This is a genomic window from Stieleria mannarensis, assembly GCF_014154935.1.
Classification (GTDB): Bacteria; Planctomycetota; Planctomycetia; order Pirellulales; family Pirellulaceae; genus Stieleria; species Stieleria mannarensis.
Genome location: NZ_JACEHH010000001.1, coordinates 212,844 through 227,968 on the forward strand (window position 1 = coordinate 212,844; position 15,125 = coordinate 227,968).

6 protein-coding genes are annotated in these 15,125 nt (G+C 60.6%); all 6 read left to right on the forward strand.

The window, feature by feature from the left end; translation table 11 throughout:
- Positions 1 to 226: 226 nt before the first annotated feature.
- The 6 genes from H1B37_RS00720 to H1B37_RS00745 all read left to right on the forward strand — a co-directional run bounded on the left by H1B37_RS00720 (position 227) and on the right by H1B37_RS00745 (position 15,123).
- Positions 227 to 2,287, forward strand: a complete 2,061-nt coding sequence (locus H1B37_RS00720; RefSeq protein WP_182864687.1) for a redoxin domain-containing protein — start codon at positions 227 to 229, stop codon at positions 2,285 to 2,287.
- A gap of 8 nt (positions 2,288 to 2,295) precedes the next feature.
- Complete coding sequence (locus H1B37_RS00725; protein WP_182864688.1) at positions 2,296 to 4,170, forward strand: WD40 repeat domain-containing protein; 1,875 nt, start codon at positions 2,296 to 2,298, stop codon at positions 4,168 to 4,170.
- 247 nt (positions 4,171 to 4,417) lie between these two features.
- On the forward strand, positions 4,418 to 5,308 hold the full coding sequence (locus H1B37_RS00730; protein WP_182864689.1) for a C1 family peptidase: 891 nt from the start codon (positions 4,418 to 4,420) through the stop codon (positions 5,306 to 5,308).
- A gap of 67 nt (positions 5,309 to 5,375) precedes the next feature.
- Positions 5,376 to 8,921, forward strand: coding sequence for a hypothetical protein (locus tag H1B37_RS00735; protein ID WP_182864690.1), 3,546 nt, complete (start codon positions 5,376 to 5,378; stop codon positions 8,919 to 8,921).
- Between the two features lie 5 nt (positions 8,922 to 8,926).
- Positions 8,927 to 13,777: a GMC oxidoreductase gene (locus tag H1B37_RS00740; protein ID WP_182864691.1), complete on the forward strand. Its 4,851-nt coding sequence runs from the start codon at positions 8,927 to 8,929 to the stop codon at positions 13,775 to 13,777.
- Positions 13,774 to 15,123 carry a hypothetical protein gene (locus H1B37_RS00745; protein ID WP_182864692.1) on the forward strand — a complete coding sequence of 450 codons (1,350 nt, stop codon included), beginning with the start codon at positions 13,774 to 13,776 and terminating at the stop codon, positions 15,121 to 15,123. The genes H1B37_RS00740 and H1B37_RS00745 overlap by 4 nt, the downstream gene beginning before the upstream one ends.
- Positions 15,124 to 15,125: the final 2 nt, after the last annotated feature.

Below are 15,125 nucleotides of genomic sequence, written 5' to 3' on the forward strand. Positions count from 1 at the left end.
TGACCGTGCCAATTGATCCGGATATAACGCCTTCAACATCGCGGCCAGTCGTACGGTGCCAGTCGAATTGTCATCGCGGGCATCGGCGTTGGTTCCGCGGGACGTGGACGGCTCGAGGGCGACGTCGCGGTTACACTAAAACCGTGTCTCGCTTTGATTTTTTTAGGCAATTTCGCGGTTCCTGCGCATCCACCCCTGCCCGCCGGACCAACATCGGAGTGAAGTCATGCCAATCTCGTCTTTCTTCTCGACGTCGCGCTTTGCCGTTGCAATCCTGTTGATTCTCTGCTGTGCGGCCGCAAGGTCGCAGGAGCCGGTCGCAAGTTTCGAGTTGCAAGATTATTTAGGCGCACCGTACTCGCTTGGTGATTTCGACGAGAACCCGGTCATCGTCGTCGCGTTTCTGGGGACCGAATGCCCGCTGGCAAAAGTCTACGGTGCTCAGCTTCAGGGCATTGCGGACCAATTCAAAGCGCGTGGGCTGATCGTGCTGGGGATCAATTCCAACCAACAAGACACACCCACGGAGATCAGCCATTACGCACGCGATCATCGGATCACGTTTCCGCTTTTGAAGGATCCCGGCAATCGGGTCGCCGATCGATTTGGTGCAGAACGCACACCGGAGATTTTTGTCTTGGACGAACATCGCAGGATTAGGTATCACGGTCGGATCGATGACCAATTTGGGGTCGGGTACGCCCGACCCGAGGCCACGAACAATTACCTGAGACGCGCGATCGAGGAACTCTTGGCCGGCAAACCGGTGAGCACTCCCAGTACCGAGGCGGTCGGTTGTCACATCGGTCGAGTCAATCGTGCACGGCCGACCGGGAATATCACGTACGCGAACCAGATTTCCCGGTTGATTCAGCGGCATTGCGTCGAGTGCCATCGCGTGGGAGGTATCGCACCCTTCGCGTTGCAAAACTACGAAGATGTCGCTGCTTGGGCCGAGACGTTGTGCGAAGTCGTGGAGGACGAGCGGATGCCGCCCTGGCATGCCAATCCAAAGCACGGTGACTTTGCCAACGATGCGCGGATCAGCGAGGAAGAGAAACAACTGCTCTATGATTGGGTCGACAACGGCTCGCCCGAAGGCGACCGAGAGCAACTGCCGCCGGCGAAAGAATTCATCGACGGTTGGGCACTGGGGAGTCCGGATTTAGTGGTTCGAATGCCCGAACCGATCACGGTCAGTGCAACCGGCGTGATGGATTATCAGTACGTGACGATCGACCCCGAATTTACCGAGGGCAAGTGGGTTCGAGCCTCGGAAATCCGACCGGGGGTGCGAAGTGTCGTCCATCACATCCTCGTGTTCGTGGACACGTCTGGCGCCGACCCCATCTTGCAGGAGCGCGGCGTCGGGTTCGAGACGGTGGGCGGGTACGTGCCTGGGTCCCCGCCGATGAACCTGGCCGACGGCGTCGCCCGCTATGTACCGGCCGGTTCCAAGTTCGTGATGCAGATCCACTACACCCCCGACGGTCGCGTCCGCAACGACCAAAGCGAGATCGGGCTTTATTTCGCCGATCCCAAGAACGTCCGGCGGACGATGCAGTCGGGTGTGGTTGTGAATCTCGACTTCGAGATTCCGCCCGGCGAGGACAGTCATCGTGTCGAGGCAACCTATCGGTTTTCTCATGACATGGAGGTGCACTCGTTGACACCTCACATGCATTTTCGTGGGAAATCATTCCGGTACGAATTGATGTACCCCAATGGGACACGGGAAACGTTGTTAGACATTCCGCGCTATGACTTCAACTGGCAGAACTCCTATCGTTTCTCCAAGCCAAAGCTTGTTCCCGAAGGCAGCCTGTTGAAGTGCATCGCCCACTTTGACAATTCGGAAAACAATCCGTCAAATCCTGATCCGACGATTCCGGTTCGCTGGGGCGAGCAAACGTGGGAAGAAATGATGATCGGCTTTTACGAAGCAGTGTTTGTCAATCAAGACCTTTCCGTACCGGAGCCGCAGGTCGACCCGATTGCAGGGGGCCGCTACCGAGCCACGTTTTTCTACAAACCCGATCGTCCGGCAAAGACGATCAACTTGGCCGGCACTTTCAATGATTGGAACAGCTCGACGCATCCTTTGACGGATCCCGACGGCGACGGCATTTATTCGGCCCAAGTGATCGTGGATGCCGGTGAATACCGATACAAGTTTGTCATCGATGGCAACTATTGGACACACGATCCGGCCAGTCGCAGTCTCACCGGGTTTCTACATGAGAGCTATTTCGTGGCCGGACCCGAACGCGACCGGAGGCAGCGATGAGAAGGCTTATGCGAACGTACCTGCTGGTCTGCATTCTCGCGGGCAACATCATCGCCCATGCGGCCGAGTCGGTCTACATCGACTCGTCCGCCGACGGGTCCGCACCGACAGGACTACAGTCCGAGCCGATACCGATTTCGGGCCATCCGACCGTTCTCTCGATGGCGTCGACAGTGGAATCGATGCGGTTGCGAGCGGTTGATGTCAACGGGGAGGTCCGTCAATGGAGCATGGGTTCTCTCGAGCAACCGGAGGTGCTTTTTCGATTGGGCGAACAGCCTGTCTGTGCGATCTTGTCGGCGGATGCCAAATGGTTGGCGTCCAGCGATACAAATGGCGTCGTTACCGTCACCAACATCGAGAGCGGCAAAACCGTTTTTCGTGACGGGGACACCGAGGAGAACACGATGGCATTGAGGTTTTCCAGAGACGCTCGACGGCTCGGCGGTGTGACCAGCGGGGGAGTCGTTCGCGTTTGGGAGACCCGGTCAGGCAGGCTGACCGATCGCTTCGAAGTGACACCGGGGGCCCTGCAGTCGCTGTCATTCGCCGGAAATGGAGAACTGCTCGCGGTCGCTTCTTTCGGACGTGAGGTGGTGGTGTTCGGGCTCGGTCATGCGACGACGCAAACCATTTCGATCGATCGAGCGCGTATCACCGCTACGGCTTTCACTCCCGACAGCAAGCAAATGGTGATCGCGGCTGCCGATGGTACGATGCGGATCGTGGAACTGGGCGAACAGGAAATGCCACGAGCACTCGCGAATCACCCCTTCGCCGTCTGGACCTTAGCGTTCGACGATCACGATCGACTCGCGGCCGGCAGTTGGGACGGCATGATTCGTCTGTTTGATACCAGATCGTGGAAGGTCATCCAGTCCGTGAAGACGCATCAAGAGTCCATTTGCGCGCTACAGCTTGGCACGCAAGGAATGGTTGCCGCGGGAATCGACGGTCGGTTGTTCTATTGGCCGCCAGAGCTTGCTGCCAAACCGCAGCGTGGTTCGATCAGTGGATCAAACGAACCGGTTTGGGTGGCAGCTTACTCGCCAAACGGAAGTCAATTGTATGTGGGAGGGAGCGGAAAACGATCGGAGTTATGGGATCTGGAATCCAAGCAACGCCGCGGCACCGGACCGCTGCATCCCACGGTACGTTGTGCGACCTACTCGCCGGATGGTCAATTACTGGCGACCGGAGGTGACGACACAAACATCGTTATCGCTTCGACGCGAGACGGTACGGTCCGTCACCGGCTTTCCGGTCATCCCGGTCTCGTGTCCGCCCTCGTTTTTGTTGACGATGGGCAAACACTTGTCAGCGGTTGCGACCGTGGATTGCTTAAGTTTTGGGACGTGAGGACCGGGACCGAAGTCGCATCGCGAAAACGTCACAAACAGCAACTTTATTGCCTCGCAGTCTCACCGGACGAAAAGTGGCTGGTGACCGGTGGAGGACATTGGGCCAAAGGCGATCCCGGAGAACTGATCGTTTGGAACTTGAAACGCCGCCGGTTCGAAACGATGTTGGAAGGACATTCGCTGACCGTTTGGTCGATCGTGTTCGCGCCCGACGGAAGTTATTTCGCGACGTCGGATTCGGCCGGCGACGTCAAGATCTGGAATACGGAAACACATGAACTGGAACGCACGTTGAAACATCAAGCATGGCTGCGGCCGTTGGCGATTTCACCGGATGGCACGACCCTTGCGGCGGGACGCGGCGACGGGTCGATTCGGCTGTGGGACACGCGGACATGGAAACAACGCGCTGTATGCAACGGACACGACGGATTCACGTTCTGGCTGACATACTCCCCGGATGGGGCCACCTTGGTCTCCGGCGGCAACGACGGAACCGTGCGGTTTTGGCCGACCGAATAGCGGGCGTCGGCGAAATCGCCCGCACAGGCGACGTCGGATTCGTCCCACGGTCTTTCCGCTTGGTTTCCGTTGTACGGGAAGCCGTCGGTTGTTCAATGGATGTCGTGCCAAATCGGTGTCGCGCGGATGCGCCGCAGCAGAGTTTCTGGATGGACAGTGGGGTCAGGAACGGCGGCGTCTTCGAGTCCGCGGACGATTTGGTGTCCGTCATCTCCAATTGTCCCATGAGTCCGCCGTGTCGACGTTCATGCCTCACGGGTTCGGCTGGCAGCCCGATCTGCCCGACGGCCGTGACTATACCTACCGGGAGCGGAGCATCAGGGAGTCCCTGGGGCGGTTGCGGGGGGCACCCGAATTGCCGCTGCCTGACCAAGTGGATCTGCGCGGTGACAGCGAGGGGGAGTACTTCACCGAGGTCGACGACCAGGGACCGCTGAACGCCTCGAGCGCATTCGCCGTGTTGGCACTGGTGGAATACTTCCAGCGACGCATTCATGCTTGCACCTGCGACGCATCCAGGTTGTTTCTGTACCAGGCAACCTGCCACCGCGGCGCCACATCCGGGCGTGCGGCGACGGACTCGGGCGCCCCGATCCGTGGCACACTGAAGACCTTGATGCGGACCGGCGTCCCGAGCGAAGCGCGTTGGCCCTACCACGTCGAAAACTTTGCCACCGAACCGAGTGTGTTCGTGTCCGCCGGTGCCGAGCGGCCGGCAAATCTGCGCTATTTCCGGTTGGATGAACCCAACACCAGCGGCGCGCGAACGTGGGCCACCGTCAAGTCGTTTCTCGCCGCCGGATTCCCCGTCGTGTTCGGGTTTTCGGTTCCCGCATCGTTGTCGCGAGCGGCGGACATCCCCTACCGCGCCGAGTTGGATGCCACGCGCGGGGGCCAAGCGGTCGTCGCCGTCGGCTACCACAGCGACCACTACGGACCCGATCAAGATGCGTTGCTGATCCGCAGTTCCTGGGGAAGACAGTGGGGAGACAATGGGAACGGGTGGCTTCCCGTCGCGTTCCTGCGGCATCAGCTGGCACGCGACTTTTGGACGCTGTTGTCCGACGACTGGCTCCGCAGCGGCGAACTGACGCGTCCCGTCCTGAGCGACACGTTTGCTTCCGGAAGTCGTCTGTAGAAAAGCCAGCAGCATGGCGCACACTGAAACCGTGCCCCCGTTTCCACTGAGCTCATGATGCGTCACCATGAAATCACCTCGCACCATCGCAACGATTCCTCTCGTGTTGCTGTTCTCGTGCGCCGGGTGCACGCCGACACGTGAAACGCAAACCGACGATGCCAAAAAGCGCGCGATCGTTGAAAACGTGTCCAACGAAACGGCGGCGAACTACTACTCGTATCCCCAAAGCCAGGCCGGCGAAGAGGGCTCCTGGTATGACATCCCCGACTTCTTCGCCGGGATGGACGCGATCAGCATTTCGGACGCCGAGTCGGGTGAGAAGGACACGGCCCCCATCGCGGCCCCCGACGCGCTGCTCGATCCCACGCAACGCAACGGCGACGGATCCGTGGTCCGCCAGCAGGTCAGCGTTGAGCCGCCAGAGCTGAACAACGAAGAGCGGATCGGACGCAACACGTGGATGGTTTGGTGCGCCGGCAACGAAGGGTTTTGGGATTGGTTGTGCACCGACAGCTTGGGATTCATCGACCTGTTGAAACTGGTCGACTCGCGACGGCGAAACCAACGTTTTGCCGACACCGGGATGATCAACGAACCCGGAATGCAGCAGGCACGATCGGCTCGCAAGGACGAACACGGGCTGTGGCTGGACGCGCCCGCCGACGCTCGGGTTCGCGCCTGGCGGACCGCCTACCTGCGCCAGACCTTTGCCGCCATCGCCGAAGGCAAGCACAAGTCTCAAATCGGCCTGCGACGCAAAGGGCCATCGGGAGCGTACGACGGTCCGCCGCTGTACACCGGCGACGGCGACACGTTCAAGGGTGAATCCTACCGCTACCCGTCGCAGTACTTGGCCGACGACAAGACGGCTTACGGGGCGACCAACAATGCCGGGTATGGCGATGCCCGGTATGGGGGCCGCGGTAGCAATGCCGAAGAAGACGGTGGCGATGTCGAAGACTACGGTGGCGACGGCGGCGGATCCGAGCGAAGTCAATCCGAGCGAAGTCGATACGAGCGAAGTCGATACGGCCGATCGAACGCCGAGTCGTACGGGGACCTGGACCGACGCGTCCCGCCGCCGGATCTGTACGGCCTGTCCAGCGGCGTGATCGGTCTGCGGCTGTTCCCCAATCCGTACTTCGACAAGGAGGCGCAGCAGCGCTGGGATGCCGAACGCTTTTACAACGACGACACCTACTACAACGATCCCAGTCTGGTCCGGCCCTACCGAGTGGGAATGAGTTGTGCGTTCTGTCACACGTCCTTCCACCCGCTGAAACCGCCCCGCGATGTGAACAACCCGCGTTGGAGCAACCTGTCGGGCAACATCGGGGCGCAGTACCTGAGCATGCGGGCGACCGTCGGCGGCCAACTGACACCCGATCAATTTGTTTATCACTTGCTGGACAGTCAGCCGCGCGGGACGATCGACACCTCGCTGATCGCATCGGACAACATCAACAATCCCAACACGATGAACGCCGTGTTCGGATTGCCGCAACGGGCGATCCTGTCGCTGTTCAATCCACAAGAGCAACTATCAAAGGAAAGTTCACGTCTGCCATCGCTGTGGAAACATCCCGATCCCAGCCGCCCCGGCGACGGTGTCGACGTGGTCCCCGAGCAATGGGTCGAGCGTGCCGAGCAGCTCGGCGCGGTGGATCAAATCGCTGCGTCGAATGACAATCCGCGTCACGTTCCCAGGATTCTGTTGGACGGGTCGGATTCGATCGGCACCTGGGGTGCCCTGGCCCGCGTGTACCTGAACATCGGCAGTTACTGGGAGCAGTGGAACCAACTGCATCAAGTCGTCATCGGGTTCGACGACCAGAAACCGTTTCGGCTGGCCGATTGCGAGGAGTACTCGGTTTATTGGAATGCGACCGAGCGACGTGTGCCGGGATTGCGTGATTATTTTTTAAAGATCACACCGACAATGCCGCTGCTTTCCACGCCCGGCGGAACCGCGCGCACGCGACCGATCGAGGATTCCGAACGGGCGCGGTGGAAGAAGCAAGCCGAACAGGAAGACCGCGATTTTAAATCGATCCTGGCCGCCGAGCGGGCCAAACGCGTCGACGTCAGCCGGCTCGCCCACGGCCGAACCGTCTTTGCCCGCAACTGCATCGTTTGTCATTCCAGCATCCAACCGGAAAGCACCGCGGCAATCCTGGACGGTTTCCCGACGGACAAGGATTTCGATGACTTGGTGGACCGACGCCTGGACGTGCGCAACGCCTCGGCGAACGCCCCCTCGGCACGCAACGGTGAGTTCTGGGAACACGACCCGGCCCAGTGGCTGGAAGACCCCGCCTATCAAACCTGGGCCGATGCGGTGGTCGAAGAACCGACGTTTTGGACCGAAAACTACCTGTCGACCGACTACCGCGTGCCCGTCAACTTGGTCAAAACGAATGCGTCGCGGGCGATGGCGACCAACGGCATGACCGGCCACATGTGGGAAGACTTCGCCTCGGAAAGCTACCGCGCACTCGATTCGCCGGGCGTGATCGAGTTCTTCAATCCGTACAAGGGTGACGCGGGCGAAATGGACTCGTTCACGCCGCGGCACATCAATCCCAATACCGGGCAGCCCGACGGGGGCGGCGGGCCGGGGTACTACCGCGTGCCGAGTTTGATGTCGATTTGGGCGACCGCGCCGCTGCTGCACAACAACTCGCTGGGGCTGTTCAACAACGATCCATCGGTCGACGGGCGACTGCTCGCGTTTGACGATGCGATCCGCAAGATGCTGTGGCCGCAGAAGCGTTTGGAAAGCAGCAGCTACAACGACGCGACGCCGGAACGATTGCGACGTGACCAGGGGCTGATCTGGCGGACGACCGAGCCGACGTACTTGACGGTGGCGTCGGAGCGCGTGCCACGTTTCGCGTACCAATTGCCCTTTGTCGCCGACCTGCACGAATCGAAGACGTTGATGTGGTTGAAGAGCGTTCGGCCGCTGTGGTTGCCGAGTCTGATTTTTCTACTCGGCGCATTGATCGTATTGCTGTGCAGCAACATCGAACACAAACGCTGGATCGCGTACCTGATCGTCGTCTTCGCCGCGGTCGTGGCCGTTGTCTTGTGGTGGGCGCGGTCCTACAGCGGGGTCGGCTGGGCGGCACCACTGCGGGGCATTCATCCCTGGCTGTTTCCCGTGCTGGCGTTGGTCGCGGTCGCCGTGGTGCTGTGGTTGCCGCTGCCGCGACGAATCGCACGCTGGTGCGGTTATGGGCTTGTCATCGCCGGTCTGGTCGTCGGCGGGTTGGTGTATTTCAAAGCCGGCAAACTCGGTGACGTCAGCATCGGTCCGATTCCGGCCGGGACACCGGTCAATCTGCTGGCCAACTTCAATCCCCAGGCCGAGTTCGCGACGCAAAAGCAGGCGGTCGCGACGTTGGTCAAGGGGCTATCGGAGATCCAGTCGCGGCAGCTGGAACCGGAGGCAGCCGAGCAGGTGATGAAGAAGAAAATCGCGCCGGCGCTGATGGACGTCAACAAGTGTCCCGACTTCGTCATGGACAAAGGTCACTACTTTCCCTGGTTCGATTCGATGACCGACGAAGACAAGAACGCGCTGATCGAGCTCCTCAAGACCCTATGACCACCATGAGCGACCCGCAGGAAACGAACGCGCCCGCCGAATTTGATTACATCATCGTCGGCTCCGGCGCAGGCGGCGCGCCCTTGGCGGCGCGGCTCGCCCGAGCCGGAAAGAGGGTGCTGGTGATCGAAGCCGGGACCAATCACACCCAACGCGGGCCGCGCGACGGTGGCAACGAAGTCTCGCGCGTGCCGCTGCTGCACGGGGCGTCGACCGAACATCCCGATCTGTCATGGCGATTCTTTGTCGACCACTACCCACGCAACGGCGCCGGTCAGCTTCCCGACGGGATCGACGAAGACCCCAAGTGGCACACGCCGGATGCCCAGCAGGGCGAGGACGACTCGCACAAAGGCATCTTCTATCCCCGCGCGGCCGGCATCGGCGGCTGCACGATTCACAACGCGATGATCACGATCGCCGGCCCCGAATCGGACTGGGATGATCTGGCGGACTTCTTGCAGGACCCGAGCTGGGATGGCCGCCAGATGCGAGCCTATTTCCGCAAGCTCGAACACAACGATCACCTCCGCGCGCCCGATCGCCGCCGCCGGCGAAAGAAACGCCACCTTTGGCTCTATCTGTGGAACAGCGTGTTGTTTCTGTTCGGTCGTCGTCCCGATGCGACCGGCGGACGACACGGTTTTCGCGGCTGGCTGCACACCAGTTTCACCGACCTGTCGATCGGATTGCGGGATCGCCAACTGGTCAAAATGCTCAAGGCCGCACTTTGGGTTTCTAAGAAAGAGGGGCTCGACAGCGCCTGGTCCTGGACGCGAACGGTGCTGAAGGGACGCGTCGGCAGATCGCTGGACCCGAATCACTGGGAGACGCAATCCGACAGCCCCGAAGGCGTGGTGCTGATCCCGACCTCGGTGTACGGGGGCGCGAGCACGATTCACCAAAACCGTTCCACCCCCTACGCGATGCTGGGTCGCCGCAGCAGCCCACGTGAACTGTTGCTCGAGACCATCGCCGAGCACGGAGACAAGCTGACGATCTGGACGGATTGTCTGGTCACCAAAGTGATCCTGGAAGGCGACCCGAAGCGCGCCGTCGGGGTCGAACTGCTGCGCGGTGAGCGGTTGTATCGCGCCCACGTCCATCCCAACGACCAACCCGGCCAGCCCGATGCGGTCCGAGTCAGTGAGGGTGGCGAAGTGATCCTCTGTGGCGGAGCGTTCAACACGCCGCAGCTTTTGATGCTGTCGGGGATCGGTGACCCCGAAATGTTGAAAGACATCGGAGATCCCCGACACCCCGGACAGGAAAAACAATCCGTTGAATGCATGGTTCCGTTACCCGGCGTGGGCAAAAACCTGCAGGACCGCTATGAAGTCTCGATCGTCAGCCAGATGAAAAAAGACTTCAGCCTGCTCGATGGAGCGACCTTCAACGTTCCCGCCGATCCCGACGCGACCGACCGTCATCTGCGGCAGTGGCGCGACGAGGGGACCGGGCTGTACACCAGCAACGGCGCCGTCCTGGGGATCTTTAAACGTTCGCGCCCCGACCTGCCCAAACCCGATCTGTTCATCTTTGGGATCCCTTCAGAATTTCGCGGCTATCAGCTCGGCTATTCGCAGATCAGCGATCACGATCGCTTCACCTGGGTGATTTTAAAATCGCATACCCGCAACCGCGAAGGAGTGGTTCGGCTGCGGAGCGTTGATCCACGGGACACGCCGAAAATCAATTTCAACTATTTCGGCACCGGATTGGAGCCTCAGGCCGGTTCCAGTTCCGCCGACCCCGACGTCAAGTCGATTGCCTATGGCGTCGAGTTTGTCCGCAAGATTCTGCGCTCGGCACGCTCGGTCGTGGAGCATGAAATTCACCCGGGGCCACAGTTCAGTAGCGAAGCGACGGTCAACGATTGGATTCGACGCGATGCCTGGGGACATCACGCGTGTGGAACCTGTCGCATGGGACCCGATGGCGACGCCGGGGCGGTATTGGACAGCCGGTTCCGTGTCCGTGGCGTGGCCGGTCTGCGTGTCGTGGACGCCTCGATCTTTCCCAAGATCCCTGGCTACTTCATCGTTTCCAACATCTACATGGCCAGCGAAAAAGCGGCCGACGTGATTTTGGCGGACGCGACGTGCGGCCAACAACAAGACAGCGACCACTATCCGCTCGAATTGCACAAGAAGGAAGCCGAGGTGATCCGGCGGCGTCGCGAGCAAACCGAGTTCGTTGCCGCGGCGGAATCAACCGCGGAGCCGACGTCGGACGAAGTGAATAGCGAAGCGGCGACGGTCGGTTTTGGGCCACCCCTGGGACCACAGGGACAATGGAACAGCGACGTCACGGGGCTGGCGCTTTCCGGCGGCGGCATCCGCAGCGCAACACACGCGCTGGGGGTGCTGCAAAGTCTCGCTCGCAAGCGGTTGCTGCGACGCGTCGATCTGATGTCGACGGTGTCCGGCGGAGGCTACATCGGTTCGTTTCTGGGCCGCTGCTTTGACCGCTTGCGCCCGGAATCCGTCCTCCGCAGCGGCGGCTTGCAATCGACGCCGCCGACGGACCAGGTCGAACAAACGCTTAGCGACTCCCAATCGCCGCCGCTGCAATGGCTGCGCAGTCATGGCAACTACATCGCGCCCAACGGCCCCGGCGCCGTAAGATTGAACCTTGCCGTGTTCGTGCGCAACCTGATCAGTTTGCATCTGGTCGTCGGGCTGGCCATCGTGACGCTGTTCAGTCTGGCCAATGTCATCCGATACGGCGGACTGGACACGACGCTGGGTTTGACCGGATTGCTGGATCTGGGCGAGATGCCGATCGGGAACTTGGTCCAATCACTGATCGGGCCGTGGTTCAGCCCTTGGTTCATCCTGGTCGAACTGCTGTTGCTGTTTCTGGTCTTCCCCCGAATCATCGCCTATTGGATCGTCTCGCAGGACAAACACGAGTCCTTCAAATTTGTCCCGATGCTGATCCTGTTTTCCGTCGCGGGCGTGTTGTTGTTGATCGGCGTGAAAGACGGCCTGCGATTTGAGCCGGTGCTGTTGGGGTTGGCGATGTTTTCGTCACTCGGGCAAGTCGAACTGGCGTGGTGGCGTGGACACCAACGGGAGGCGGCGACCGGATCCGGCGGCGTGGAAACGCAACGACTGCGGACGCGAAACTATTTGACCTATGATCTCGGGCTCGCCTTGGCGCTGACCGGAGCGGCGCTTGCGTTCGCGTTAATCGATACGTTAGGACACGGACTGCAGGAATGGAAACTGCAAGCCAACTTCACTTACACCAAAGCGTTCGCCTCGCTGGGAGCGGGGATCATGGCGATCGTTCCGCTCGCCCGCTGGTTGGCGAGTTTCTTTCGCGAGCAAGGGGCCAGCGGGCCTCCCTCGACTCTGAAACGAATTCTGCTGCGTGACATGACCGCGGGGCTGCTGGCGGTGGTCCTGTTCACATTGCCGTTGGTCGCGTATTCATTCACCTCCCACGCGCTGTTCCAGGGCGGGCTGACGTTTTGGACGGGGGTTTTGGTGACACTCGGGACGCTCGCGTTGACGATTCTATTGGCGTTTCCCAGCACGCTGACGTTCGTCAACCGATCCTCGCTTTCGCAAACCTATTCTGCGCGCTTGGCCCGGGCGTACCTGGGGGCGTCCAATCCCGCGCGGCATCGTCCCGAAGGGATCAACGTGACCGAGGTCATCGCCGGAGACGACGTGGCGTCGATCCGCGACTATCGCCCGCATGAAGCCGGCGGTCCGTTGCACTTGATCAACGTCACCATCAACCAAACCGTTGACTTCGGTTCACGACTTCGCAAACGCGACCGCCAAGGGGTGAACATGGCGGTCAGCTCGCTCGCGGTTTCCGTCGGCGAACACTGGCACGGGGCGTGGACCGACGCCTCGCATGCCGGGCAATCGGGGGCCCGCAAGGTTCCCACCGGTCTGGACCCGATCGCCCGACAACCCGGCCGCCCACATCCCCTGGCCGACCAGATGGACCGCGCCGCCGATCGGGCCGAAATGTTGTCGCTGCGGCAATGGATCGGCATTTCCGGTGCGGCCATCGACCCGGGGCGCGGACGCACGACGCATCTGGGCACCGCCCTGCTGATGGGACTGTTGAACATGCGAACCGGGCACTGGTGGGACAGTGGGATCGCGGCGGCCGATCGAATCGGCTGGCCAAAACTTTCGCCGCTGCGCCGATTCCTGTATCTGATCCCACGCTGCTTCCAGACCCAAGCCCTGCTGATCTCCGAATGGATCGCCCGCTATCCCGGCCCCTGGGAACGGTTTTGGCACATTTCCGACGGAGGCTATTTTGAAAACCTGGCCGCCTATGAACTCGTCCGTCGCCGGGTGCCGCGGATCATCCTGTGTGACGGCGGTGCCGACCCGAGCTATGAATTCGAAGACTTTGCCGAGTTGGTCCGCAAGGTGCGTATCGACTTCGGGGCTCGCATCGAGTCCTTGACCGAGGCGGATTTGGACGCGTTGGTTGCCGGCGGTGTGCTGCCGCAACCGACACGCGAGCACTTGGGCAGCGTCAAACAACTTTACCCGTCGATCGGCTCCGGCGGAAACCCTTCGGGGCCTTCCCAGACTCACGCGGCGCTGTGTTGGATTCATTACCCCGGTCATCCACCGGCCACCCGATCGCTGTTGCTGTATGTCAAATCCAGTTTGACCGGAGACGAACCGGATGACGTCCGCAATTACCATCAAACGCACCCCGAATTCCCGCACGAATCGACCGGCGACCAGTCGTTCGATGAAGCCCAATGGGAAAGCTATCGCAAGTTGGGCGAGCACGTGGGGTCGGCGCTGTTTGACAGTGATTGGTTTTGGAACGTTCCGTTGCCGCCAAGCGATGGGAGGCCGGCATGATTCGACGACAATGGACCTGTTGGCTGTTGTTGATGGTTTTGCCGTCGGTGGCCACCATCGCTTCGGACCATGCCGATCCGATCGACGTGCTGAATCGTCAGCGACAGGAACGCGCGCTGACGGATCTGTTTGTGTTCCCCGTCACGAAAGACCGGACGCCGGCGTTTCCGTTCGAGCGTGACGCCAAATTGCCACTGCACGATCCATTGGCCGATGTCGTGCGTGAACCACTGAGCGACGAACAACGCAAGCAAATTGATTCGCTGGTGATCATCTTGTGCGTCCGTCGTCAATTGACCGATTCAACGACATTGAAGCTGGAACCGTACACCTACAAAATCAACATCGACTACAACAGTTCCGTTGAGTTTCCGATGCGGGCTGACGCTGCCGCGGAAACGGGGAACGCAACGACAGCGGCAGCCGAGGCGGATCAAACCGGGCACTCGCATGCCAGCGACAAACTGTCCGTCGTTGAAGCCTTCGCACGCTATGGCGGCAAGATCTCGCATCCCGAGGAGATCAAGGAAGACATCGTGATCGAGTTTCGGCTCAACAACGATGGCAAGTTGCAACCAGGCTACCCGCGATTTGCACAGCCCCAGGGACTGGATGTCCAGCTCGTCTCGGAGGCGGCAGTCCACGACGATCCGTTTATCTTTCCCGCGTTCTTTGGCACCAACATCGTCGCGATGCAGGCGCGTGTGCCGCTGAGTGTTTTCCCAGACGACCGCACGGACTTTCTGATTTGGGCCACGTCCCACAAGGGATCAGGTCCTCCGATCGATCATGTCGGTCGATCGCTGCGGACCCAGAACCCACGGTTCGAATTGCTGAACACTTTGCACCCGAGCCGACACGTCGCGGCAATCACCAATGAACACGAGCATCCGAGTTTGATGCGGGACATCTTCTTGCGGCTGAACTTCGGTTCGCTGTTCGCCTACCGCCGCTGGGACTTTGTCCCCGACGTGATGTGTTATTCGACGCAGTACCCGGTCGGTTTTCCCAACGGTCGCTTGTTGACCGATGACGTCGCGGCGATCCTGGCCCAGCACGGCGACACGTTGCTGTATGAACTGTCCTATCAAGACGACCGCTATCGCTGGCCGCGTCAAACCACCAACGACGGTCGCAATGACGGTTCGGAAGCGTTTTTGTCCCAGCCGCCGTATCTGTTGCCGGCCAATCCGCAGCGTGCCCAACCGCCCCCATTGCGGTTGTCCACCGCCAGCATCGTCAAACTGACGCTGATCGTGATTGCGTTGCTGTTGTTCTGGCTGTTGACTCATTGGTTGTTTGCCCGCTGGTACCACCGTCGTCAAGTCCGCCGCAGGTACTTGTAGGC